Raw genomic sequence first — 26077 nt, 5'->3', positions numbered from 1 at the left:
AAGAAGTTAATAATAGTGCTTAAAATGCAAACTTAAAGCACTTTACCCAGCTTTTGAACTAAACGGGTTTAGCCATTCTCGGCCATTAACAGGGTCAGTTGGCACCCAACGTGCTAACAATAGCGACATCAAAGCCATTACCGCACCCAATATAAATACCCAAGATGGTGACACTAACCACAAAAGCCCCATCAGCGCAGGCAGCACAACAGCTGCTATATGATTAATGGTAAAAGAAACGCCCGCCGTAGAGGCCATATCTGCAGGGTCTGCAATTTTTTGAAAATAGGTTTTTTGCGCAATAGCCATAGCAAACAGCACATGGTCTAACATATACAACGCCACCGCTAAAGGTGCCCACTCTACAATGCTATAAGCCAAAAACACCAAAATCAAACCCGTGTATTCTACGGTGAGTGCTCGTTTTTCACCCCAGCGGGCCACCAACCCACCAATTTTTGGTGCTAGCCACATACTCAATAGCCCATTTGCTAAGAACATCAGCGCTACTTCATCCGCACCAAAACCAAAACGCTCCACCATCATCAGTGCGGCAAACACAACAAATATTTGGCGTCGCCCTCCACCCATAAATACCAAGGCGTAATAAAGACTATAGCGTTTACGAAAAATCAATTTTTTTGTTTGTGTCACCTTAGACGTGTATTGGGGAAACATGATCAAAGCCAAGACTGCAATGACTACAGTCACCCCGCCACCAAATGTATAAACCCACGCCACTGGAACATTAAATACTTCCAACGCAGCCCACACCCAGGCATATGCAAGTAAAGAAGACGCTGCACCAATTGACATTAAACGTCCTAATTGAACTGGCGCTTCTGCCTTACTAAACCACTGTAGAGCCAATGATTGTTTCATGGTTTCATAATAGTGAAACCCAACAGACATCAACATCGTTGTCACTAATAACCCATTAAAACTAGGCAACCACCCTGTTATCGCTGTACCCGCACCTAACATGATTAAAGACCATATAGCTAAGCGCTGTTCTGCAATAAAAAGCAGTAAAAAAACGGCACCAAACGCTAAAAAACCAGGCACTTCACGCCACGATTGCAATACACCAATATGAGAACCGTTGAGTGCCACTTGATCAATAGCAAAGTTATTAAATAACGCCATCCACACGCCAAAACTAAAAGGCATGGCAAACGTCATTAGTTTAAGTAGCGTGATAGGGCTGAGTTTACCCTGAACACTAAGCAGTGAGAGGTTCATATTTTTCTATTAACGTGGGTGAAATTCATCATGATTATAGCCTATCGTTGATTCATTTAACTAACCAATTACCAAGGCCTCCCAAAGTATTTAATGGATACAATTGCAAATTAACACTCTGCCCACACATAGTAAGCTAGCCTTACTTCTTTGAGCACATTATGAGTACCCATCAAACCAGCAACGACCCAACCAGCACAACGCAACCAGACAAAAAAGACCTGCGACTTCTGATGAGGCTTTTGCCTTTTATAACTCCCTATAAAAAAATGGTCCTAGGTGCAGCTTTTGCTCTCATTATTACTGCAGGAGTGTCACTTGCACTGGGACAAGGCATTCGCCTACTTATTGACCAAGGCTTTAACTCTGCAGACCCAAGCCAATTAAATCAAGCCATGATGGTGTTGGCAGTAATTACCTTTTTGATGGCAGCAGGCACCTTTACTCGCTTTTACTTAGTGTCTTGGCTTGGGGAAAGAGTCAGTAACGACGTGCGTTTAGCCGTATTTAACCATTTGCTTACTTTAGATCCTTATTACTTTGAAGTTAACCGTAGTGGTGAAATTAATGCCAGGCTCACAACCGACACCACGTTATTACAGTCAATAATAGGCTCCTCTATTTCTATGGCACTGCGTAGTAGCCTAACTTTTTTAGGTGGCTTAGTAATGATGCTTATTACTAATCCAAAATTGGCTTTAATTGTATTAAGCAGCGTACCGCTGATTATATTCCCAATGATTCTTTATGGTCGCAAAGTACGCAAGCTTTCTCGCTTAAGCCAAGACAGAGTCGCTGACATAGGCACTTATGCTGGTGAAATTGTACAAAACATTAAAGTAGTACAAAGCTTTACCCACGAAAAAGAAGAAACTAAAGCGTTTGCACAAGAGGTAGAAAAAGCATTTAACGTTGCCAAAAAGCGTATTTTACAACGCTCTATTCTTATCGTCGTGGCTATGACGCTAGTATTTACAGGCTTATCCAGCATGATTTGGGTTGGTGCTCAAGATGTTGCAAGTGGACAAATCAGTTCTGGCGAATTAGCAGCGTTTGTTTTTTATGCGTTAATGGTGGCTATGGCTGTTGCCACCATATCTGAAGTGTACGGCGAGTTACAACGCGCGGCAGGTGCAACAGAACGCTTACTTGAATTACTTGCTGAAAAAGCTGAAATCCGTATTCCAAAAGACCCTATTTCATTAGCTAACGGAGCCTTGAGCTTACGCTTTGATGATGTGAGCTTCAGCTATCCATCTAGGCCAGAACAAACAGCCTTAAAACACATTTCTTTTAATGTAAAAGCCGGTGAAACCATAGCTATTGTAGGCCCATCTGGTGCAGGTAAAAGTACATTGTTTGAGCTATTACAGCGTTTTTACGACCCTAAAGATGGCACTATTGAAGTCTCTGGACACGATATTAAACACCTTACACCCAAAGACTTAAGGCTTCACTTAGGTTTGGTTCCACAACAACCCACATTATTTAGTGCCGACGTAGCCCATAATATTGGGTATGGTGATGCTAACGCTTCTCATGAACAGATTGTAAGCGCTGCTAAAAATGCCTATGCGAATGAATTTATTGAGTTATTGCCCCAGGGATACGCCAGCTACTTAGGAGAACAAGGCGTACGCTTATCTGGTGGTCAAAGGCAGCGTGTTGCCATAGCACGCGCCATGCTCAAAAACCCTTCTATTTTATTACTAGATGAAGCAACCAGCGCGTTAGACGCTAATAGCGAGCATAAGATTCAAGCCGCGTTACAAAAACTAATGCAAGGGCGCACTACTCTCATTATTGCCCATCGTTTAGCCACAGTAATGCATGCTGATCGAATTATGGTCTTTAACGAAGGTCAACTTGAAGCACAAGGTACTCACGCACAGTTATTACTTACCTCACCACTTTATAAGCGTTTAAGTGAGCTACAGTTTAATCACTGAAGACGATCTAAGCATACGCTTGGTCTAATGAGAGTTAGGCTGAGCCTAAGGAAGTTAATTTTTTAATCAATGACATACCACCCAACACAACAAGCCCTAGCACCACACCCACACTCATATTAGCCAACACAGACCATACGTTTGTAAGGTTCTCAAGCAAGTGATAAAGCCAAGGCCAACCGTGCACCAATATACCGCCGCCCACTAAAAACATAGCAATGGTGCCAAATACAGATAAGGCACTCATCAAAGGCGCAGCTGAATTGACTAAACTGCGGCCCAAAAACCCACTAATAGAGCCCTTGCGGCCCGCTTTTTGTTCTTCAACTAAATAAAGCCCCACATCATCCATCTTTACAATAGCTGCAACAAAACCATACACAGCTATGGTGAAAAACAAAGCAAGGCTGGACACAACAATCACTTGTTTGGCAAAGCTAGCATCAGCCACAGAGCCTAAAATAATGACTACAATTTCTGCTGAGAGCACAAAATCAGTGCGAATAGCGCCTTTTATCTTATCTTTTTCTAACGCCAAAAGCTCATCTTTAGACAATGACAGCTGCTGCAATCTTTTTAGTGGTGAAGTCTCTTTAGGTTTTTTAACAATCCATTCATGTATTTTCTCGGCACCCTCATAACACAGATAAGTGCCACCCAAAATTAACACAGGCGTTATTAACCAAGGCGCATACAAACTCATAAGTAGCGCCACAGGCACTAAAATTAATTTGTTTATAAGTGATCCCTTAGTGACCGCCCAAACTACTGGCAGCTCACGCTGAGCCCTCACACCAGAGACTTGTTCAGCGTTGACCGCTAAATCATCTGCTAGCACGCCTGCGGTCTTTTTAGCGGCCACTTTAGATAACACAGCGATATCGTCTAATAAAACTGCTATGTCATCAAGTAATGCCAGTAAACTTACTCCAGCCATGTTAACTCCTTAGTTTATTAGGTTTAAATACTGCCATTAATCACACACTGTGTTACTTGTGCCGCCACTTCTAAGGGCTGCTCTAAAGGTAATAAGTGAGTCGTATTTGTAAAATTAATAGCGCGCACATTTTCATGCAAATTTTGTTTGTTTTTTAGAGCTTTCCAGCGTTTCCAAGCAAGAGTATCTACCGTATTAGAAAACTCACCTCGTAATACACTAATAGGCACCCAGCTGCGCTTTAAGTAGGGCCAAATATTGGGCACACTTGAATACATCAACGCTTCCCAGTATTTACTGTATAGGAGCTTTACACCCCCATCACATGGTACAAATGCAGCATTAATGTAGTGCCACAACACAGTATCCGTTATGCCTGAAAATACCCTTTTAGAGCGATGAAAATCGTATGCCAACGCAAGGGTTAAAAAGACATCTGGCCTATTTAAAGCCTTGGCCACGATGGGCGCTTTATTAATCAAAAAGGCAGGGCCAAAACGAATAATACGAGCAATAGTTTGTCTTAAAAAAACAGGTTCTATAAGAATAAGCTGGTGATACAGGTGGGGTTTTAATTGAGCTGCCAATACACCTACATTAGCACCCATAGAATGGCCTACATAAATAGCTGGCGCTAATTGATGCTTTTCAATAAAGTCATTAAGATCCATGGCCATGTGTTGCCACACCGCGCGATCATCAGACTGGCTTTGAAACTCTGTTAAATCTTGCCATAGCGGACGCAAATGAGGCGCAATCACTCTCCAATCTTTGCCAAGTTCATCTAACAAGACTTTATAAGTGCTAGGTGGAAAGCCATTAGCATGAGCAAACAACAAGGTTTTTCCTTGTCGCATGCCAAACTCTTCATATGCTTTAGTGATCACTGCAAACCCCTTTCACTACAGTGTTTACAGTGTCTGGGGCGTGAGTGATATATTGATGTTTTAACAATCAGCGTTACAGCACTGCAGCGATAGCTTTAGCGACATAAACAATGTTCGCTTGATTAAGGCCCGCTAAATTAATTCGGCTAGAACTCACTAAATAAACACTATGTTCATTAACTAGTTTCTCAACTTGCTCTGGGCTTATATCTAAAAAGGAGAACATGCCCTTTTGACGTTCAATAAAACTAAAGTCTTGCTCTACCCCTTCAGCTTTAAGAGCCTCCACCAATTGAGTACGTAGATCTTTGATACGTTTACGCATGATTTTTAGTTCATCGCGCCAAATTTGATTAAGTTTTGGATCTGCAAGAATCGTTTCCACTGCCAAAGCACCATGAGACGGTGGCATAGAGTAATTGGCACGAATCACACTGTTCATTTGCCCTTGAGCAACAACAGCTTGTTGCGATGTAGCAGAAATAATAATGGCTGTGCCAGTGCGCTCACGATATAGCCCAAAGTTTTTTGAACACGAGCTTGCGATCACCATTTCTGGCACACTATTAGCCATTAATCGAAGACCTGCAGCATCTTCATCCATGCCCTCACCAAGGCCTTGATAAGCAATATCAACATAAGGCAATAAGCCTTTAGCATTGATCAAGTCAGCAGTAGCTTGCCATTGCTCTAAGGTTAAGTCTGCCCCAGATGGGTTGTGACAACAGCCATGAAGAAGCACCACATCGCCTGCTTTTGCGTCTGACTTAAGTGTTGCCATCATGGCATCAAAATCCACAGTCTTAGTTTGTTTGCTGTAGTAAGGGTAAGTTTTAATGGTAAGACCAGCACTTTTCATGACCGGAATGTGGTTAGCCCACGTTGGATTGCCTACCCATACAGTTGAACCAGGTTTCGCTACATTAATGAATTCAGCTAATACACGCAAAGCACCACTGCCCCCTGGTGTTTGTGCAACAGAAATACGTTGATCACTGATCACTTGATGGTCTGCACCTAATGTCACTTGAGCCAATAAATCACAAAACTTTTTAGAGCCCGCCATGCCTACGTAAGCTTTAGTGTCTTCTTCTACCAACAAACGTTCTTCTGCCAGAGAAACCGCCTGCATAATGGCTGTATGCCCCGCCTCATCTTTATAAACGCCTACACCTAAATCAACTTTTTTAGGGTTAATATCCTTACGGTACAAAACTGACAGGTTGAGGATGGGATCAGCAGGCACAGATTGCAGTGACTCAAACATGAGAAATAAAACTCCTAAGGGATAACCTAAACAATGAATACAAAAGATAAAGTGTTATAAACACTTCTAATTATACGGCTTCCATAGTTTTAAAACTAGACAGAAAACACGCTATAACAGTGCATATTTTGACCACTCCAGCCATAACTAACGATTACTATTACGCGCACGCTCTTGCCTTGGAGAACAGCTATACTTTTTTTGATAACACCGCGCAAGGTAAGATGTGGAGCTAAAGCCACAAGCGGTAGCAATTTGCAACACGGACAAGCTAGATTGGCGCAACAATTGCTGAGTTTTTTCAAGCCGTAAGTGCAAATAATATTGCCCTGGGCTTAGCTGTAAATGTTGCTTAAATAGGCGCTCCATTTGCCGTGCGGACATGTTTGACGCGTCCGCCAGCTCTTGGCATGTTAATGGGGCCTCTAAGTTTTGACGCATAAAATCAATCGCTTTGATCATTCTTGGGTTATTAATGTTTAAACGCGATTGCAGGCGCATTCTTTGATCTTGATGAGGTGGACGAATATGAGGATGCATATATTGTTCTGCAACCAATAAAGCCAACTCATAGCCATGCTGGTCTGCAATAATTTGCAACATCATGTCTAAACCAGCAGAACCACCAGAACAAGTAAATAAATTACCATCAAATTCGTATAACTCGCCACTCATCCATACATCTGTAAATTGTTCACGAAAACTATCTACATATTCCCAATGTATAGTACAAGTTTTATGCCGCAGCAACTTTGCCTTAGCCAGCAATAAAGACCCAGTAGAGGTTGCACCTAATAAGGTTACCTGCCTAGCCGCCTGACGCAACCAAGCAAAGAATTGATCGTCACCGTAAGAAGACACATTGATACCGGCTACGACCAACAATACATCAAGGGTTTTTACTTCATCCAGAGTTATTGTTGGAGCCGTAACCATTTGATTACTGGCGTTAACAGGCACACCGTCCCAACTCAAAAACTCCCACTCATAAAGAGTGTCTTGAGATTGTGCATTGGCCATGCGTAGTGGTTCTACAGCAGCGGCTAACGAGAGCATAGAGAAACCTGGTACTAAGAAAAAGCCAAAACGTTGCATCATGAACCCTGCTAAAACATAAGCTTCTAAAGTTATTTTTTAACACATTAGCTCTTATTGTCGGTTTTGTCTCGTTAAAAGTCGTCTTGAGTGGTTTTTATTTAGACATGAAAGCGCATTATTATTCACAGTTGAATATTTTACAAACCCAACAGGAGTCCATTATGGCCTTTCCTTCTTCTTCACCCTACGTCATTGTAGGCGCTGGTATTCATGGTTTAAGTACTGCTTACCATCTGGCTTTAGAACTTAAAGCCAGTGGTAAAGGTGATGGACGTGACATTATTATCCTTGATAAAAATGGCATCGCAGCAGGAGCCACAGGCATTGCATGTGGTGTAGTTCGTAACAACTACTTCCAGCCAGCGATGCGTGAATTAATGGCTCATTCTGTAGAGGTTTGGGAATCAGACATGCAAGCCTACTCATACCATCCAGTGGGTTATATGCAAATCAGCCCTGAGTCAATGCATGCTGACGTAGCTACAATCTACAACCAACAACAAGCTATTGACTATCCTTCTACTTTTATTGAAGGCGAAGCAGATTGTACTAAATACATGAAAGGTATCTTTCATGATTGGCAAGCTCAAGGAATCACCTCAGTATTACACGAAGCCAAAGGTGGTTACGCCAATAACACCAAAGCAATGTATGGTCTTGCCTCTAAGGTGGAAAACGAAAATATTCGCATTATCAGTGGAGTCACTGTTACTGGTTTTACTCGCAATGAAGGCTGCGTTACTCACGTTGAAACAGATAAAGGTAACATTGCCTGTGATTATGTAGTCATAGGTGCGGGCCCATGGGCGAAAAGCTTATGGGAAATGTTGGAGTTACCTGCAACAGTTAGCATTAAAGGTGCCGACGACATTATTCATACAGACATTCCAATGTGGATTTATTGGTCTTTACAAGAAGGCACTTTGGGAGTCGATCCTAAACTACAAGTAGACAACGATGGCAACATGCCGCCTGTTATCCATGTAGACTCTAATGCTCCCCTATACTCTTGTGTTGATGGAAGCTTGGTCACTGACGAAATGTGGGGCATCTATTACAAGCCTGACTTCCATTTTGGTGGTGTTCAAGGTGGTGCTGCGCCGTTCCCAGTAAAAACACATCCAGACGAAGTCGCTGTTGACCCATATGGCCCAGATTCTCCAGAGTTTGTAGTTGGCGCTGAGTTTGCTCATATGTGGGTTTCTGCTTTGGCTCATTGCCAAAAGCGTTTTGAAGGTACTATGCCTAAATTTAAAGATGAGCCAAGTGGCGGTATTGGTTGCTTTACCCCAGACTCTTTTCCTATTTTTGACGTATTCCACGACAACGCATACTTTATTGCAGACTCTAATCACGGTTACAAAATGTTAGGCGTGGGAAAATTGGTAGCTAATGAAATTGTTACTGGCCAAAGCCATCACTTGCTTGAACCGTTTCGTTTAGGCCGTTACGAGCAAGGCAAGCTGCACCCTGTATCGAGTAGTCCATTCCCTTGGTCATAAAGATAAAATCGAACTAGTTTAAGTAAAAATAAACAAAAAAAGCCCTGTATACCAGGGCTTTTTTGTGGCTAAAGATTAACACTGTTTATGCTAAGATATCCTCCACTGGGTATAAACAGCACAACTTAGTAAACTAAGCGAAATTTGCAATTGCCAATAAGGACACAAGTTTGAGACAAATAGATTGGTTAGGTAATCCTGCTTTGGGAGCAATCTTAGTGACCGCTATTTGGGGCGTCAACATGGTCGCTATGAAAGCAATCGTTACAGACATGGACCCTTTATTATTTACATCAGCACGGTTTTTATTGTTGGCTGTAGTACTTTTGCCCTTTGTGAAAATAACGATCGCGCAGTTGCGCCCATTGCTGCCTATTGCTTTAGTCATGGGCTTAGGACATTTTTATCTTTTAGCAGTTGGCCTTTCCATTGTTCCTGGGGTGGTTGCTAGCGTATGTTTTTTATTATCAGCGCCCTTTTCTGCTTTACTAAGTTATTTATTTCTAAATGAACGCATTACACTCGTACAAACCTTAGCTATTATCGTTGCTACTTTAGGCGCAATGCTTCCTACCTTACTCACAGGTGAAAGCGACCTTCAATGGGGTATGTTCATTGTGATTCTTAGCACCTTTATGTGGGCCATCGGTAATATTCAAATTCGCAAACTAAAGGAATTACCAGTCCTTGCCATTCAATTTTGGATTGCCATCATTACTGCGCCTTTGTGCTTTGTAGCCTATTTATTGCAAGCTGACAATGTGGCAATACTGGCACAGTTCACCACCAGCACTATACTAACTATAATGTATGTGGTTTTGTGCTCTTCTATTTTAGCTTACAGCTTTTGGTATGGGTTAGTGCACCGCCATGGTATGGGGCGTTTGGCCGGTTTTATATTATTACAACCAATATACACTTTGATATTTGGGTATTTAATTTTAGGCGAGACTCTGACATTATTGCAGTTAGTAGGAAGTTTAGTGACACTTACTGGGGTGTATACCTACTTCAAACATAGTACTAATAATAAGCCTATAAGCAATAGCATTACACAGTAGTATTGATTAAAAAAACAGCACTAAGTACGCTAGAAAATAAATGACTAGATGTCTAGTTTATTGCGCCCTCTAGGCGCAGAAGAAATGCTTTTGTGTCTACTCCTCCTCCAAAGCCTGTGAGGCTGCCATTGGCACCTATCACACGATGGCAAGGAATAATCAATGGAATTGGGTTGCGCCCGTTTGCAGCACCTACAGCTCGCATAGATTGAGGCCTGCCTATGGTATGTGCAATGTCTTTGTAACTTCGCATTTCACCAAAGGGAATTTGTTGTAATGCATCTAACACCTGCATTTGAAATACACTCCCATTTGGCGCTATCGCTAAATCAAATTGCTTTAATTGGCCTGCAAAGTAAGCGGCTATTTGCTGTCGAGCTTGAGATAATGTGGCTGGATTATATTGCCAGTCCGGTTTTGGCTGAAAGTGCATTTTTCCACTTGGGAAACTCACATAATGTATTACTTCATTTTCACCTGCCAGTAATAGTTTACCCACTGGAGAATCAATATACGTATATTCAAATGACATTTTTCACCTATTGTTCACTCAATGCTATCGCCACAAGCTCTAAGCTCTTGCCATGACTAATGGCCAAATCGGCTTCGATATGATTTAAATGCGCTAACATCAAATTTAACGCAGCCTTTGGATGTTGATTTTTTATTGCCTTAACTAAGTCGCGATGCTCACTTGGAGGACAGTTTGAAAAACTGTGCTGACCATACATAGCTGTGATTAAACTGGATTCTGTAACCAAAGATTGCATAAACCCGGCCAGTAAATGATTGTTTTGAAAACTAGCAATCAGTAAATGAAATTCACCAGACAAGCGAATCAGTTCATTACGGTCATTATTAACAAAGGCCTCTTCTTCTAGCTTCATATGAGCGTTGAGCTTATCAATATCCGCATCACTTCTTTGACGCACAACATTTTGAATAATTATAGACTCAATAGACCTTCGAGTTTCAAATAAAATAACTGCTTGTTGAAATGTTGGTTTACGAATACGAGCACCTTTATTGGCTTGTAATTCTACAATACCTTTATTGGCTAATGTTAATAAGGCTCTTCTTACATACATTCTTCTTATATCAAAACGCTCACATAGAGATTTTTCACTTAAACGTGCACCTGGTCCAATGCGCTGCTCCATAACATCATTAACTATTGCATCAACAATGGTTTGCACTGTTACTGTCGTGTCCCTTATACCCACAAAGCACTCCATACTTATAGTTAAATACAAAAAAGGGCAACCTTAGTTGCCCTTTTTACATGTTAAAGATTATCTAGAATTGCTACTTAATTAATCTTCTTCAGGCAAAATCTGGTTTAACAAAATTGCTAAGAACGCAGTTGGAGCAACTGCTGAAGTAGCAAGAGTTTTCCATATGCCTGGCAAATGTTGTACAGCATTTGGCACTAAGTTAAGACCTAGGCCCACCGCTAGTGATATTGCAATAATAATCATGTTACGACGGTTCATTTTCACTTCTGACAAAACATTAAGTCCTGCTGAAGCAACCATACCAAACATTACGATTACACCACCACCAAGAACTGGGAAAGGCATTGAAGCGATAGTTGCACCAACTTTAGGTAACAGACCACACAAAAGCATTAACACACCTGCAATGGTCACAACATGACGACTCATCACGCCAGTCATGCCAACGATGCCCACATTTTGGCTGAATGAAGTGTTTGGCAAACCACCAAAAACACCAGCAACTGCCGTACCCAGACCGTCTGCGTAGGTTGCGCCAGATATTTCTTCATCTGTTGCTTCGCGGTTAGCACCTGCTTTGGTCGTTGCTGAAGCATCGCCCACAGTTTCAACTGCAGAAACGATTGATACCAAAGTAACTCCGATCACAGCACCTAAGTTAAACTCGAAGCCAAAAGGCATCACTTGTAGGCCGGTAATCCAGCTTGCCTTTGCAACTGAACCAAAGTTAACCATGCCCATGAAGTATGCAAGTGCATAACCAGCGATAAGACCAATCAAGATTGCCGCATTTGACAATGTACCAGAGGTTTTAAATTTAACCACCAAAGCTACTATGATCACTGTTAAAGCAACAGACCAGTGCTGCAAAGATCCAAAGCTATCTGCAGACATTTGGAAGTCGGCTGCACCACCTGCGGCATACTTAATGCCAACAGGAATAAGGTACAAACCAATTGCTAAAATAACTAAACCTGTAACCAAAGGAGGGAACCAGCTGCGAATTCTAACGATGACCGCACCCAAAGCAAAGTGGATCACACCAGCAATGATACATGAGGTCAAAGCGACTCCAAGACCTTGCGTTGCTGCAATTCCTGCAAGCACACCAACAAAGGCAAAACTTGTACCTTGCATGATGGGCAATCTAGAACCAACAGGGCCAATACCCACAGTTTGGAACAAAGTTGCGATACCTGCAAATAACATCGCCATCTGAATTAAATACACCTGTTGTTCGCCACCAAAGGCTAAACCAGCCGCGCCAGCAACAATAATTGAAGGTGTTACGTTAGAGGCAAACATCGCAAGAACATGTTGCAGACCTAGCGCTAAGGCCTGCCCCATGGGGGGAGTTACGTTTGCATCACTGTAAACGGAGGAATTTACTTTTGACATATTATACTCTCTTATATAGAAATCTCTGGATCTCTAATTATTATTATTGATACATTTGTTACTTCAGCAACCTGAGCTTAATTGACAGATTGTTAACAATATTTTGTCACCTTTTTATCTTAATGTATATACCATAGAAAATAACCTCCATTGCCGCTTGTTGATGCCCTAACATAGGTTTAAAATCAACTATATAAAGTCTTAGGAGACAACTCAATGTTCAGTGGTTCATACGTCGCTTTAGTTACCCCTTTTAAAAATGGCAAGTTAGATGAGTCTGCATTGCGGCGCATCGTTAACTGGCAGCTAGATAAAGGTACTCATGGTTTAGTCCCTGTAGGTACCACTGGCGAATCTCCTACTTTGTCTGAAACTGAGCACAAACGAGTTGTAGAGATTGTTGTTGAAGAAAATAATGGACGTGTGCCAGTTATTGCAGGCGCAGGCTCTAACAACCCAGTTGAAGCTTTAGCTTATGCTCGCCACGCTAAAGAATTAGGCGCAGACGCGATATTATGCGTAGCTGGTTATTACAACCGACCCAATCAAGACGGGCTTTACGCTCATTTTGAGTACATTGCTCAAGGCGTAGACATCCCTATGGTTATTTATAATATTCCACCAAGGGCAATTGTTGATATTGAACCACAGACTATGGCTAAATTAGCTGCTTTACCTAACGTTGTGGGAGTCAAGGATGCTACTGGAGATGTTTCGCGAATCAGTTTAGAGCGCATGGCTTTAGGTAATGATTTTTCTTATCTTTCAGGTGATGATTTAGCAGCTGTGGCCTACAATGCCGTAGGCGGTAATGGATGTATTTCTGTCACAGCTAACGTTGCACCTAGCCGTTGTTCGGCTATGCAAACAGCCTGCCTTAATGGTGATTATAAGGAAGCCAAACGTATTCACGATGAGCTTACTCCACTGCACGTGGCGATGTTTAATGAGCCAAGCCCAGCTGGCGTGAAGTACGCGGCTTCTTTAGTTGGCTTATGCACAGAAGAAACCCGCTTACCCGTAATGCCACTAAGCGCAAAAAGCAAGGCCACATTGGATAGCTTACAGCACTTAATGGGTTAATTGGTCGGTCATCTGTGTATTAGCGGATCAACCCATACTCTTGATTTAATACGTCTATGATCTCTTCCTTAGGCTGCTGACTCACCTGGAGTTTGCGGCCTGTAATTTTTTCTGCAATACCTACATAGGTATTTGAAATATTTAGTAGCGCTTCTAACGGCAACGCATTGTTCTTAGCTAATGCTGTTCGTTCGTGCATGCGCTGTTTATTTAGCAAAATATCTGGATCATCAAAATGATTCAATAAAAACTGCCTAAACCCTTCTTTAGAATTCTCAACTACCTTGCCAGCCCTTAACGCTTGTCCGTCCCAAATTCTTGATGAATCTGGGGTGCCCACTTCATCCATGTAAATGAGCTGTTCAACGCCATTAGCATCTGTGACATACCCAAATTCAAACTTTGTATCAACGAAAATTTGGTCGTGTGCGGCCAGGTCTTGGCTAATTATACTAAAGCCATCACGTAGTAACCTTTCATAACGATTTATGTCGGCAGGCGTGGTGAAATTAAACGCTTTATAATTAGCTTCTAAGTCTGTTCTAGTGACATTCACATCATCTACTTCTGGTACATTAGGTATACCTTTTAAAACGCCTTTAGTAGAGGGAGTAATAAGTAGCTCTGGCAAGCATTGATCTTGCTGCAAGCCCTCTGGCAAAGTAAGGCCACAAAACTCCCGTTCACCTAGCGCATATGAACGCCACATAGATCCAGTAATATACTGACGAGCGATGGCTTCTACCATAACAGGCCTAGCTTTTTGTACTATCCACACTAACGGGTGAGGTGTATCAACGATATGGCTATCTGCAAGCCCAGACTCACGAAAACGAGCAAACCAATGGTTAGCTACTGCATTTAATGCCGCACCTTTACCTGGCACACCCTGTAAGCCACCTTCTGCATGCCAAATACAATCAAATGCAGAAATGCGATCGCTAATGACCATCACAGCTAAGGGTGCATTTGGCGCAACATTATATCCCTTGGCCGCGATTAAACGTTTACTTTGTTTTTCACTTAGCCAATAAACACTGCGCACTTTACCACTGTGCACAGGTAAATCTGTTGCAATAGGTAAATCATCGTTGGTAGCAAGTACGTTATAAAAAGCAGACATATAGAAGTTTTCTAAAACAAGTTAGTCTACAATTTTACCTAAATTATTCTCTTGGCGCAGCTAGTTAGCAGTTAAAGTGAGGTATATTTTTGTACCACTTGAAATATATCTAACATTACTATGTATTAACTAAACGGTGCATCCTATCAACTATTGAGATTTGTACGTATGAGCATAAAAATTGGTAAACTTAAAGTACACATTTGAGCAAGAATTTTCGATTCTCTAAAAATAAGTCAATCATTGCTCCCAAACACTATTTAACCGAGTATCAACATGACACCGTTAGCCCGCCAATATTTTGAGCAATTAGACAAACATGATCAGCTAGCACCGATGAGAGAAAAGTTCTGCTTAGAAGAAGGTCTGGTTTATCTTGATGGAAACTCACTTGGCGTTTTACCCAGGGCGACTGCTAATCACATCAGCCAGGTGGTAACCCAGCAATGGGGAAATGGCTTAATTCGCAGTTGGAATACTCATCAATGGATGGAAAAGCCAACCAAGCTAGGGGATAAAGTTGCGCAACTTATAGGGTCTAAAAAAGCTCAAGTACTAGTCTGTGACACCACGTCTGTCAATATTTTTAAATTAGCCGCTGCAGCCGTTAAAATGCGACCAGGCCGGAGCAAACTGATCACTGAAATAGGTAACTTTGCTACCGACCTTTATTTACTGCAAGGCTTGGCCAAATTACTGGGAAACAAAGTTGAAGTTATTGCCCTACCCCGTGAGCAAGTGTTAAGTGCTATTGATGAGGATACTGCACTAGTGCTGTTAACTCACGTTCACTTTAAAACAGGCGCTATGTGGGACATGGCCAGTGTTACTCAAATGACACAGAAAAAAGGCTCATTAATGATGTGGGACTTATCACATTCAGTAGGTGCGATGCCAATCAACTTGGATGAAATCAATGTCGACTTAGCTGTTGGTTGCACTTATAAATACCTTAACGGTGGCCCAGGTTCGCCCGCCTTCTTGTATGTTGCAGCCCAACATCAAGATCTTTTTGAGCAACCACTTACTGGATGGCTAGGCCACGCAAAACCTTTTGATTTTGAAGATGACTACCAAGGCGCAGCGGGTATTCAACAAGCAATGTGTGGCACCCCTCCTGTGTTAGCTAATGCCGCTCTAGAAGTTGCACTAAACCTGATGTTAAGTGTTGATATGCATTTGGTAAGAGTCAAATCACAGCTTATGGGAAACTTGTTCATACAATTAATCCAACAACGCTGCCCCCAGTTTGGGGTTGAGTCTCCCACAGATGATGAACAACGAGGCAGTCACGTATCACTGGCTCACACCCAAGGCTACGCTATAATGCAAGCTTTGATTGCACGTAATATTATAGGGGATTTTAGAGCCCCCAAGACCCTGCGCTTTGGTTTTACCCCACTTTATTTAAGATACGTAGACCTTTGGGATACCGTGGAAGCATTAGAGGACATCATGCTACAAGAGAGCTGGAATCAACCTGAATTTTTACACAGGCAGGCAGTTACTTAGGTTTACTAGGTCTTTTTACCTGAAAAAAACCATGAAACCATTGGAGCTACAACCATGAGCCAAATTTAGTACGATTATAGCCAACCAAACATTGTTCAAAAACTTGGTTCAACTCACTTAAAAATCAGGTGAATAAATATCTTATGCTGCCATGGTGTATGGTAAACCAAACATGTTACATACGTTTTATTGTTATGGGGCTTAGCTGAACCTAAAGCTTAACGTTACTTTCAAATAGCATCTTTTAATGTTAATCAGAATCAATGTGAAAAATACTCGCGCAACATTCCACAAATAAGCTATATTTCTGCTTAACGCTTATATAAATACCCAAACGAGACATATTATGAAAATAGTTGCCATGCAAAGCCATATTGTGGCTGTACCCCCTCCGCACGTTGGTGGCATGTATTGGATTTTTGTCAACTTAGAGACAAACTGTGGCATCCAGGGTGTTGGGGAAGTATATGCATCAACTTTTCATCCAGAAGTGATGGTGAAGGCTTTAGATGACGTCTTTGATCGTTACTTAAAAGGCCACGATCCACATCATATTGAACGGTTTTATCGCCAGTGCTATTCCAGTGGTTTTACCCAACGCCCAGATCTGACAATGATGGGGGCGTTTAGTGGCTTAGAAATAGCTTGCTGGGACATTATTGGTAAAGCTGCAGGCAAGCCAGTATATGAACTAATAGGCGGAAAAGTGCATGATAAGCTACGTTCCTACACCTACCTCTACCCTACTAACAAGAAGGGTGAATATGATTATAATTGCCCAGATTTAGCAGTAGAATGTGCTTTGATGAATATGGAACGAGGCTTTACTGCTTTAAAATTTGACCCTGCTGGCCCTTATAGTGACTACTCTGGACATCAAATATCACTAACAGCTTTAGATAAATGTGAAACTTTTTGTCGTAAAATTCGTGATGCTGTGGGCAGTAATTGTGACTTATTATTTGGAACCCACGGACAAATGACCCCAGCTTCTGCTATTCGTTTGGCTCAGCGTATAGAACCCTTTGACCCATTGTGGTTTGAAGAACCTGTTCCCCCTGGCCAACCTGAAGCAATGGCAAGAGTAGCATCAAAAACTAGTATTCCTATAGCTACCGGTGAACGCTTAACGACCAAGTATGAATTTCATGATGTCTTGAAACACAATGCTGCTTCTATATTACAAATGAACCTAGGCCGCGTGGGTGGCATTTTAGAAGCTAAAAAGATTGCTGCTTTGGCCGAAGTATATTATTGCCAAATAGCACCCCATTTATATAATGGCCCCATTGGTGCAGCTGCTAGTATTCAGTTAGCCACAGCCACACCCAACTTTTTAATTCAGGAAAGCATAGGCACTTGGGATGGGTTTCATGCACAAGTAGTAAAAGAAAAAATTGACTGGCAAGATGGATATATTATTCCTAATGCAAAACCAGGTTTGGGCATAGAGTTAGACATGGATGTAGTTAAGGCCAATTCGCCATACAAAGGCAAAGCTTTACACTTATCAATGGATAGCAAAGTCTACAATGAACACGCAAATAATTAAACATAGACTCAGTTGCTGGGATTTAAAGTTTGGCGTGCAATAGGGTAGATAATTATGGAAGTGGATTACATTATTGTAGGGGCAGGCTCGGCGGGCTGTGTGTTAGCTAACAAGCTTACACAGTGTGGTCGCTACACTGTATTGTTATTAGAAGCCGGTGGGACGCTCCTTAACCCTTGGATTAGTGTACCTGCTGGGTTTAGTAGCACCTATTATCACCCACGTTATAATTATATGCACTACAGCCAAGCTGAGCCAAATTTAAATAATCGCAGTATTTATGTGCCTAGAGGAAAGTGTCTAGGGGGGTCTGGTTCGATCAATGCCATGATCTATGTTCGAGGCCAAGCTCAAGACTTTGATGACTGGGCAGCTGCAGGAAACCCAAACTGGAGTTACGAGCATGTATTACCTTACTTCAAAGAACTAGAGCAACATCCTTTAGGGCAAAATAAATATCATGGCGCACACGGCCCTATTGGCATAACCCAAATGCACGAGGGAGCCCATCCAATATGTCAGCCGTATTTACAGGCCACAAAGGAGCTAGGGTTACCACAAAGCTCAGACTTTAATGGTGCACAGTTTGAGGGTGCAGGTATCTATGAGGCCAACATTCGCAATGGCCGACGTGATTCCAGCTATACCGCTTATTTAAAACCCGCTTTAAACCGCTCTAACTTAATTTTGTGGACTAACGCCCACGTACAAAAATTATGCATTAAAGAGCAGCAAGTCTTAGGCTTAGAGGTGAATTATAAGAACAATTTGCAACACATTAATGCCCGTAAAGAAGTTATCTTATGTGCTGGGGCAGTGGCTAATCCAAAAATTTTGCAACTTTCAGGCATTGGCGACCCTATGCTTTTGGGCAAACATAATATTGCGGTGAAGCGCTCTCTCATTGCTGTGGGCCAAAACCTGCAAGATCATTTTTGCGCAAGCTTTTACTTTCGCAGTAAAGTGCCTACTTTAAATGATGACTTTGGCACCACGTTAGGAAAAATTAAAGCGGGATTAAAATACGCTTTTAAGCGCAGCGGGCCTTTGTCTATGGCAGTCAACCAAGCTGGTGGATTCTTTCGCGGAAGTGAAGTTGAAACACAGGCGAATTTACAAGTTTATTTTAATCCCTTGTCTTACGAAATTCCTCAAAACCCAAACGCAAAGCTTAAGCCATTACCTTATTCTGGATATCTCATCTGTGTTAACTCATGCAGACCCACTAGCCGAGGCAGCATCAACATTGCAAGTACAAACCCTACCCATGCGCCGTTGGTGCAGTTTAATTATCTAACTACCCAAAAGGATCAGCAAGAAGCGATCCAGGCATATAAATTAATCAGCAATCTTAGCCAGACTAATTCGCTTAAAGCCGTTACCATAAAACAAGAAAAACCAAATCAAAAAACACAAAAAACAGCTGAAATGTTGGAGTATTTTCGCACTGATGGTAGCTCTATTTACCATTTGTGTGGCACTTGCGCTATGGGAGAAAATGTCCAAAAAACGGTTGTAAATCAAGACTTAAGAGTACACGGCATTAATGGCCTTCGTATTGCCGATGCCTCAGTGTTTCCCAACATCACCTCTGGCAATACAAATGCCGCCACCATGATGGTAGCAGCCAAAGCTGCTGATTTGATACTTGGCCAACAATAAACCAACTAAGACTAACACAGCGCATTATAGGAGCTTACAGCAACTCTACTCAGCTAGTCTCTACTTGATAGATGTTATCAACATTGCTTGAGCCTTTATGACTCACGTTTAAGTCTTTTATTACGCCATTATTAATGCCATAGATCCAACCATGTATTTCTAAGGTTTGATTATTTTGCCAAGCGGTTTGTACAATCTTACTATGCGCTAGATTAGCCACTTGTTCCACTACGTTAATTTCACACATACGATCCACACAAGCAGCTTCATCATTCAAGTTCTGAAGTTCTTCGCGGTGACGTATGAATATGTCCTTAATGGAGCGCAGCCAATAGTCGCTTATTCCTGCGTTGGTATTTTCTAAAGCGACTTTAATGCCACCACACCCGTAATGGCCACACACAATAATATGCTCAACCTTCAACACATCAACTGCATATTGGATGACTGATTGGCAATTAAAATCAACGTGCTTAACTAAATTAGCTACGTTTCGATGCACAAACAACTCCCCGGGTAACAGGCCTACAATTTCATTAGCTGGCACACGACTATCAGAACAACCAATCCACAAGTATTTTGGTGCTTGCTGTTGAGCCAGTGTGGTAAATAACTCTGGCTGCTCTTGAGCTACTTTTTTAGCCCAAGCTTGGTTCATATTGAGTAGCTCTTCAATCTCCATAAAATACCCTAATCGTCCTAACTGGTTATATAAACATAATCTTACCACCCAATTAATGAAAAATAACTATGCTTTAAGATAAATCTAGTGTGTACTAGCATATAAATAAAACGGGCAACAATTACCCTACTATGAGTATCAACAATGTCATCTATAGATGAACAAAAGCAGTTATTACGCGTTCAAGCCAAGCTTCAAAGAGCATGCGCTTTTGACTTAAACCCACATATGGGCACACAAGTTTGTAATCGATTGTTAGACTCAAATATTATTCACAATCACCAAGTAATAGCTGTCTACTGGCCGTTAGGTGATGAACTTGATCCCATGCCGTTGTTGAACACCTTTAATGCTTTGGGCCATACCACGGTACTGCCTGTAATGTTAGGTGCCCAAAAACCACTTATTTTCCGAATGTGGCAGCCAGGTGATACATTAAAAGATGCAGGTTTTGGTACACGTGAGCCGACAGAAGATAAACAAATATTAGAACCAGATATTATTCTGGCACCTTTATTAGCTTTTGATAGCAGAGGATTTAGGCTGGGATATGGTGGTGGTTTTTATGATCGCACATTAGAGCTGCTTAGAAAAACAAAACATGTATCAGTGTATGGTATTGCATATGCTGCACAAGAAATGGATCAAGTAATTAAGGGACCATATGACCAGCCCCTTAACGGTATAGTGACAGAGCTTGGTTTTCGCTCGTTTTCACACTAGGTCTTAGGTGCTAGAATTTTGGCGCCTGTACCACTGCAGGGACTAAAATCCACCCCATGCCTTCAATATAAAACTCTAGTGCCACATCTGTTTGATTTTTCAGATTAGGATCAAGACCCATCAACATTGCATGATTTCCACCAGGTCCTAATGTCAATGTATCACCTGAAGCGATGACCCATCCGCCAATGATTTGACGCATTTGCATCACCTTATCAACCATAACCATTGTATGCAGTTCTGCTACCTTGCTAACAGGAGTCCTCACAGCAACTAACTTTATGTCCTTGTCAGAGAGGTTTTCTATGTCTACAAATCCGGCAGTCATATGCATTCCAGGCATGGGCATCTTAACCCACGCATTAGAAAACTTAACTTGATCAATGGCTAGCAGATTAGCAAAAACATTCGTAGATACCATGGCAATGAATATCAGCATTAGTCTAAAAAATTTCATTTTCTTCCTTATATTATGATTCAAAATTTTCGTTATTATATCAACAAAAAAGATATAAAAAACACTCAAAGAAGCCATTATTAAAGTTTACTAGCGCCAACTTCAGCAACAAACCATTGAGTTTAAGCACTTACTAATTTTATGCACACAACCTGTGGATAACACTGTTAACAAATATTGGAAAAAAGCCCCAAAGCCCCCTATACAGGCACTGTCAACAAACTGGTCAAAAAACAACCAAGTTTATTTTTAATTATATAAATCAATAGGTTATAGATGTCAATCAGTAAATATCAGATATTCTAAGGAATTAATTTATCTCTTGAGTGTGCTTTAAAAAATGTCCACAACAGGCACTATAAAATTCAATGAGTTATAGATGTCAAGAAAAAATAACAAGAACATGAGGAAAAAAAGGCGTTTCTTTAACCGTCAACTATTGACACTTTTTAAAATCAAACACTTAGAGTTGACGAATCAAATTTTGACCAAGCTTCATGCTCATTATGTTTTCTTGAGCTTGAGACAAAATAGTTTGTCGAGCTTTTCTACTTGCCCAAGCGGTGTGGGGAGTAATGATTAAATTTTCTCTTTGTACGGTTAACAAAGGATGGTTTTTGGGCGGTGGCTCTTGGGTCAAAACATCAATACCTGCTCCTGCTATCTGGCCTTTATCTAAAGCTTTAAGCAAAGCTAATTCATTGACCACACCACCTCGTGCGCAGTTGATAAGAAAAGCCGAATTAGGTAAAGCGCACAACTCAGACCAACCGATTAAATCAGTTGTATCTTGAGTGAGAGGACAATGCAAAGATAAAATATCTACTTGTGGCAACATCTTGTCTAAAGGTATACGACCTAACTCAGACTCCAAGTTATTACCTGGTCTTTGGGCAATCAATATCTTCATACCAAATGCCAAAGCTAAATCAGCAACACCCTTACCCAGATCGCCATATCCTACAATACCTAGGGTTTTGCCAGACAAACTTTCAACAGGATAATCTAACATGCAAAACTGCGCACTTTTGCTCCAGTCACCATGCTTGATTGCGCGGCGATAGCTGAGCATTCGAGTGCTCAAAGTAAGCATCAACATTAAACAATGCTGCGCCACTGAATCTACTCCATAGGCACGACAGTTTTGCACACTAATACCCAACTTTTTGGCTGCGTTTAGGTCAACGTTATCAACCCCTGTAGCAAGTACAATAATGTGTTTGAGAAGGGGTAATTGACAAAGCACGCTAGCATCCAATACAACCTTATTAACTAAGACTATTTGCACGCCTGCAAGGCGCCTAGGCGTATCGATGGGCTGAGTCTGCTGGTAACAGTACAAATTATCAACAGTAGCTCTTAGAGGGTTAATATCTAGATCTTCAAGGCCTAACGTTGCTGCATCTAATATAACTGCATCCATGCTTTAATGTTCCTATAAAAAATTACTTATTAATCTCTGACTGTAATTTTGAAAGAATTTCTTGTGCATACACTTTAGCAGCAGGTTGTCCTTGATTATCTAGCACTTGCAAATAAACGCTAGTCAACGTGGTTTGAAAACTCAATTGGAACTGGCCAACATAGGTATATTCTCCCGTCTCACTCACATTACCCTGGTCTTCATCTTCGAATACGTAGACCACTTTTCCACCCATCCAAACTTTAAAACCCTTTTTATCAGCTAAACTTGTTGTAGTAGCTAGCTGCGAATTAGCAGAATAGATGGTCAGGTCTTTAATAGGCTCTTCAATTGCGTCGCCACCTAGCAATGATGTGTCTAGTTTTATTCCACGTGATTTATCTGCATTACCATTGCCACTATGCAAGTCTTTGAACCAGCCTAGCATTCCACTAGATTTAGACCCAGTTTTTTCAACTGAACGCACATGACTAGTGTGGGTGAAATAGATAGTTTTTAACTCTTCATCATAACTACCTACGTCAAATGCAGACATAGCGTTAAGAACCTTGGGAAAAGCGTCTTTGTAAGACATATTCAATTGAACTAAAGGTTGATCAAATTGATCTTTCCCAATTAAGGGAATCTGGTACTTTTGGGATTTTTCATCCATTATTTGCGCCACTTTAGATGTGTGACTTAGGTAGCGCAATAATTCAAATGTGATTTCAGACTCATTCGCTAGCGTACGACCGGAGCCTTGCCAATCGATCACTTTATTTTGTGTGATTTCCAATTGAGTAAATTGTAAAAAGTATAACGACAATTGGACCCGATTATTTGGTATTTCTTTTAACTCAATTTTCACTCGCCCATATGCTATGTCATCATCAGCTTTGGTTAAGCTTCTAATCCAGCGACTGATGAAATTATCAGAATTAAGGTTGTCAGACAAAGAAAACCATTGTGTTTCAACAGTTTTTACATTCGATACTGCCTCTATAGCAACAGCTTGATTTGACCAAAACTGAGCGACCTGCCCTTGTACCTTAGATAGGCTGCCCGCTACGCTAATCTGCTTAAGGTTAGAACTTCCTGTTAAATGTGCCGATTCATTACCCGCTTGAGCAAATACAAAATCAGGCCGTGGAGCCGCTTTGATACCATTTGATTTTGCAAGGGCCTGTGAAGTAGGGATAGTGAGTAGATCGCTTTGTATTTGAGCACCACTTAAATTTTGTGGCACCTGAATCCTATCAATCACTTTAGACTTTGCATAATCTAGACTTTTATTTCTAAATACACTATCGTCACCACTATTGACAATAGGCTTGCCTGAGCAGCCCACTAGTATCATTGATGCTAAAAATAGCGAAAGAGTTCGCGAAGATCCAAAACCTTGTTGTTTCAAAATGTCATCCAGTTGTTTAAGATGGTACAAAAATCACATCATAACACTTTTAATTGAGACTACCCATATGAGCATTAGTATTGGACAATCTGTTCCACAAATAAAAGCCCCAGCGACAAGCCAGAGTGAATTCAACTTAGATGAACATAAAGGCCAATTTTTAGTACTTTATTTTTACCCAAAAGATGATACTCCAGGGTGTACTACGGAAGGTCATGACTTCAACAACTTACTGAGCGAGTTTGAAACACTTAACTGTAAAGTGTATGGAATCTCTAGAGATTCTATTAAAAAGCATGAAAAATTTAAAGCCAAACATACGTACAACTTTGAATTAATTAGCGATGAAAGTGAAGCTTTATGCGCCATATTTGATGTCATTAAATTGAAAAAGCTTTATGGCAAAGAATACATGGGCATTGACCGCAGTACCTTTCTCATAAGCCCTGATGGCATCTTGATACAAGAGTGGCGCTCGGTAAAAGTGCCTCAACACGCTCAATTGGTTTTAGACTGCCTTAATCAACTAGCAACGTCTTAGGCCAGGCGTTCATAACCGCTTTAATTAATGTGGCCAAAGGAATGGCAAAAAACACGCCCCAAAGCCCCCACAAACTACCAAAGAATAAAACAGCTACGATTATAGCAACGGGGTGCAAGTTTACCGCTTCTGAGAAAAGTAGTGGTACAAGCACATTCCCATCAAGTGCTTGGATAATGCCATAAGCGATCATTAAGGAATAAAATTCTGATGAAACGCCCCATTGCACATAAGCAATCAGGGCAACTGGAATAGTCACAATCGTGGCACCTATATACGGGATAAGCACTGATAAGCCAACAACCATAGCTAATAGTGCTGCATAATCCAACCCTAGCCATAAAAACGCGATGTAAGACACAATACCTACAATCAAAATTTCAAGCACTTTACCTCGAACATAATTGCCAATTTGTTGGTCCATTTCTAGCCAAACATGGCTCAATACATTACGTTTTACAGGTAAAAACGAAGTGAACCAAGACACCATCATATGGGCGTCTTTAAGAAAGAAAAACACCAAAATAGGTACCAATACCAAGTAGACTAACCAGGTGAGCGATTGTCCAATTGAGGCTAATGAAAAAGAAACTAACAATTGTCCAGCGTTACCAAACTCAGCCATAGCAGCATCAGACATTTGCTTAACTTGCACTGCACTGACTAGTTGAGGATATTTCTCTGGCACAAGCATCAGTAGGTCCCTTAGCTTTTCAAGCATTAGTGGCAAATCACTTAGCAAGTCGGAGGCTTGATTCCAAAGTAAGGGCAGCAAAACAAAAATGAATGCCACAAGCAATGCTATAAATAAGCTATATATACCCCAAACAGCAGGTAAATGGTTAACCCCAAAACGTTCTAGCCACTGCACCAAACCAAAAATTAAGTAAGCTAAGATTATGCTAGCAAAAACTGGTGTTAAAGTAGCCCCAAAAATCAATATCGCAGACAAGCCTACAGCTAACAGTACCACTAACAATAATGCCTGCTCATCAGCAAAAAAATGATCCAACCAAGCCCTAAATACTTTAAACATGTAACATCCTAAATTGTTTTTTCAATGAGGTAGTGATAAACGCCGTCAACACATTGATTTTGATGTAAGTTATGACCTGCTAACCGAGTCCAAGCTGAAAAATCTCTTTGTGATCCAGCGTCTGTAGCTAGCACTTTAAGTGTTTGGCCTACTTCTAATTGGCTTAACGCTCGTTTAGCCTTTAAAAGAGGTAGAGGGCATTGTAGACCTTGTGTATCTAGCAGCTGATGCCATCGTCGTACACCAAGTGTAATATCACTGCTCATAAGAGTTTCCCGTAGCACCTATTAATAGGCCAAATTAATAGGCCAAATATC

Annotated in this window: 24 protein-coding genes; 9 read left to right on the top strand and 15 right to left on the bottom strand. The window is 41.2% G+C overall.

Features of this window, described 5'->3' with window-relative positions:
• Positions 1–42 precede the first annotated feature (42 nt).
• Positions 43–1242 carry an MFS transporter gene (locus ABXT42_RS05015; RefSeq protein WP_443629274.1) on the bottom strand — a complete coding sequence of 400 codons (1200 nt, stop codon included), beginning with the start codon at positions 1240–1242 and terminating at the stop codon, positions 43–45.
• 161 nt (positions 1243–1403) lie between these two features.
• Between ABXT42_RS05015 and ABXT42_RS05010 the strand changes: the two genes are divergently transcribed.
• Positions 1404–3191 carry an ABC transporter transmembrane domain-containing protein gene (locus ABXT42_RS05010; RefSeq protein ID WP_443629273.1) on the top strand — a complete coding sequence of 596 codons (1788 nt, stop codon included), beginning with the start codon at positions 1404–1406 and terminating at the stop codon, positions 3189–3191.
• Positions 3192–3225: 34 nt separating this feature from the next.
• Here ABXT42_RS05010 and ABXT42_RS05005 read toward each other — a convergent pair whose 3' ends face one another.
• The 4 genes from ABXT42_RS05005 to ABXT42_RS04990 all read right to left on the bottom strand — a co-directional run bounded on the left by ABXT42_RS05005 (position 3226) and on the right by ABXT42_RS04990 (position 7380).
• Positions 3226–4128 (bottom strand): DUF808 domain-containing protein, encoded by a 903-nt coding sequence (locus tag ABXT42_RS05005; RefSeq protein ID WP_443629272.1) that lies wholly within the window; start codon positions 4126–4128, stop codon positions 3226–3228.
• Positions 4129–4151: 23 nt separating this feature from the next.
• On the bottom strand, positions 4152–5015 hold the full coding sequence (locus ABXT42_RS05000; RefSeq protein ID WP_443629271.1) for an alpha/beta fold hydrolase: 864 nt from the start codon (positions 5013–5015) through the stop codon (positions 4152–4154).
• A 73-nt stretch (positions 5016–5088) separates the two neighbouring features.
• On the bottom strand, positions 5089–6282 hold the full coding sequence (locus tag ABXT42_RS04995; protein ID WP_443629270.1) for an amino acid aminotransferase: 1194 nt from the start codon (positions 6280–6282) through the stop codon (positions 5089–5091).
• A 147-nt stretch (positions 6283–6429) separates the two neighbouring features.
• The gene (locus ABXT42_RS04990; protein ID WP_443629269.1) at positions 6430–7380 is read right to left on the bottom strand and encodes a GlxA family transcriptional regulator; all 951 of its coding nucleotides are present in this window, start codon (positions 7378–7380) and stop codon (positions 6430–6432) included.
• A 161-nt stretch (positions 7381–7541) separates the two neighbouring features.
• Here ABXT42_RS04990 and ABXT42_RS04985 point away from each other — a divergent pair, with 161 nt between their 5' ends.
• Together ABXT42_RS04985 and ABXT42_RS04980 are read left to right on the top strand one after the other, a co-directional pair.
• Entirely contained in the window at positions 7542–8882 is a 1341-nt protein-coding gene (locus tag ABXT42_RS04985) for an NAD(P)/FAD-dependent oxidoreductase (protein ID WP_443629268.1), read from the top strand.
• A gap of 170 nt (positions 8883–9052) precedes the next feature.
• Entirely contained in the window at positions 9053–9943 is an 891-nt protein-coding gene (locus ABXT42_RS04980) for a DMT family transporter (RefSeq protein ID WP_443629267.1), read from the top strand.
• 52 nt (positions 9944–9995) lie between these two features.
• Here the strand turns inward: ABXT42_RS04980 and ABXT42_RS04975 are convergent, their stop codons facing one another.
• The 3 genes from ABXT42_RS04975 to ABXT42_RS04965 all read right to left on the bottom strand — a co-directional run bounded on the left by ABXT42_RS04975 (position 9996) and on the right by ABXT42_RS04965 (position 12576).
• Entirely contained in the window at positions 9996–10475 is a 480-nt protein-coding gene (locus ABXT42_RS04975) for a methylated-DNA--[protein]-cysteine S-methyltransferase (protein ID WP_443629266.1), read from the bottom strand.
• 7 nt (positions 10476–10482) lie between these two features.
• Entirely contained in the window at positions 10483–11139 is a 657-nt protein-coding gene (locus tag ABXT42_RS04970) for a GntR family transcriptional regulator (protein WP_443629265.1), read from the bottom strand.
• Between the two features lie 117 nt (positions 11140–11256).
• Positions 11257–12576 carry a uracil-xanthine permease family protein gene (locus ABXT42_RS04965; protein WP_443629264.1) on the bottom strand — a complete coding sequence of 440 codons (1320 nt, stop codon included), beginning with the start codon at positions 12574–12576 and terminating at the stop codon, positions 11257–11259.
• 216 nt (positions 12577–12792) lie between these two features.
• Between ABXT42_RS04965 and dapA the strand changes: the two genes are divergently transcribed.
• Positions 12793–13659 (top strand): 4-hydroxy-tetrahydrodipicolinate synthase, encoded by an 867-nt coding sequence (gene dapA, locus ABXT42_RS04960; RefSeq protein WP_443629263.1) that lies wholly within the window; start codon positions 12793–12795, stop codon positions 13657–13659.
• A 19-nt stretch (positions 13660–13678) separates the two neighbouring features.
• Here dapA and ABXT42_RS04955 read toward each other — a convergent pair whose 3' ends face one another.
• Complete coding sequence (locus ABXT42_RS04955; RefSeq protein ID WP_443629262.1) at positions 13679–14782, bottom strand: phosphoribosylaminoimidazolesuccinocarboxamide synthase; 1104 nt, start codon at positions 14780–14782, stop codon at positions 13679–13681.
• Positions 14783–15058: 276 nt separating this feature from the next.
• Here ABXT42_RS04955 and kynU point away from each other — a divergent pair, with 276 nt between their 5' ends.
• The 3 genes from kynU (at position 15059) to ABXT42_RS04940 (ending at position 19508) form a co-directional block, all read left to right on the top strand.
• Entirely contained in the window at positions 15059–16294 is a 1236-nt protein-coding gene (gene kynU / locus ABXT42_RS04950; RefSeq protein ID WP_443629261.1) for a kynureninase, read from the top strand.
• Positions 16295–16640: 346 nt separating this feature from the next.
• Complete coding sequence (locus tag ABXT42_RS04945; protein WP_443629260.1) at positions 16641–17846, top strand: mandelate racemase/muconate lactonizing enzyme family protein; 1206 nt, start codon at positions 16641–16643, stop codon at positions 17844–17846.
• Positions 17847–17900: 54 nt separating this feature from the next.
• Positions 17901–19508 carry a GMC family oxidoreductase gene (locus ABXT42_RS04940; RefSeq protein ID WP_443629259.1) on the top strand — a complete coding sequence of 536 codons (1608 nt, stop codon included), beginning with the start codon at positions 17901–17903 and terminating at the stop codon, positions 19506–19508.
• Between the two features lie 49 nt (positions 19509–19557).
• Here the strand turns inward: ABXT42_RS04940 and can are convergent, their stop codons facing one another.
• Positions 19558–20190, bottom strand: coding sequence for a carbonate dehydratase (gene can, locus ABXT42_RS04935; protein ID WP_443629258.1), 633 nt, complete (start codon positions 20188–20190; stop codon positions 19558–19560).
• Between the two features lie 144 nt (positions 20191–20334).
• On the opposite strand from can, the gene ABXT42_RS04930 reads away from it, so the two are divergent.
• Positions 20335–20913 (top strand): 5-formyltetrahydrofolate cyclo-ligase, encoded by a 579-nt coding sequence (locus ABXT42_RS04930; RefSeq protein ID WP_443629257.1) that lies wholly within the window; start codon positions 20335–20337, stop codon positions 20911–20913.
• A gap of 10 nt (positions 20914–20923) precedes the next feature.
• On the opposite strand, the gene ABXT42_RS04925 is transcribed toward ABXT42_RS04930, so the two are convergent.
• The 3 genes from ABXT42_RS04925 to ABXT42_RS04915 all read right to left on the bottom strand — a co-directional run bounded on the left by ABXT42_RS04925 (position 20924) and on the right by ABXT42_RS04915 (position 24183).
• Positions 20924–21448, bottom strand: a complete 525-nt coding sequence (locus ABXT42_RS04925; RefSeq protein ID WP_443629256.1) for a copper chaperone PCu(A)C — start codon at positions 21446–21448, stop codon at positions 20924–20926.
• Between the two features lie 385 nt (positions 21449–21833).
• Positions 21834–22793, bottom strand: coding sequence for a D-2-hydroxyacid dehydrogenase (locus ABXT42_RS04920; protein WP_443629255.1), 960 nt, complete (start codon positions 22791–22793; stop codon positions 21834–21836).
• 22 nt (positions 22794–22815) lie between these two features.
• Positions 22816–24183, bottom strand: a complete 1368-nt coding sequence (locus ABXT42_RS04915; protein WP_443629254.1) for a hypothetical protein — start codon at positions 24181–24183, stop codon at positions 22816–22818.
• A gap of 67 nt (positions 24184–24250) precedes the next feature.
• Here ABXT42_RS04915 and ABXT42_RS04910 point away from each other — a divergent pair, with 67 nt between their 5' ends.
• Positions 24251–24724: a peroxiredoxin gene (locus tag ABXT42_RS04910; protein ID WP_443629253.1), complete on the top strand. Its 474-nt coding sequence runs from the start codon at positions 24251–24253 to the stop codon at positions 24722–24724.
• Here the strand turns inward: ABXT42_RS04910 and ABXT42_RS04905 are convergent.
• Together ABXT42_RS04905 and ABXT42_RS04900 are read right to left on the bottom strand one after the other, a co-directional pair.
• Positions 24702–25760 (bottom strand): AI-2E family transporter, encoded by a 1059-nt coding sequence (locus ABXT42_RS04905; RefSeq protein WP_443629252.1) that lies wholly within the window; start codon positions 25758–25760, stop codon positions 24702–24704. The genes ABXT42_RS04910 and ABXT42_RS04905 overlap by 23 nt on opposite strands.
• 8 nt (positions 25761–25768) lie before the next feature.
• Positions 25769–26026, bottom strand: coding sequence for a sulfurtransferase TusA family protein (locus ABXT42_RS04900; protein ID WP_443629251.1), 258 nt, complete (start codon positions 26024–26026; stop codon positions 25769–25771).
• Positions 26027–26077 lie beyond the last annotated feature (51 nt).

This window comes from Candidatus Njordibacter sp. Uisw_002 (assembly GCF_047730155.1).
GTDB lineage: Bacteria > Pseudomonadota > Gammaproteobacteria > Pseudomonadales > Balneatricaceae > Njordibacter.
Note: the sequence above shows the minus strand (reverse complement) of the source record. Positions and strands in the feature narration are given on the sequence as shown.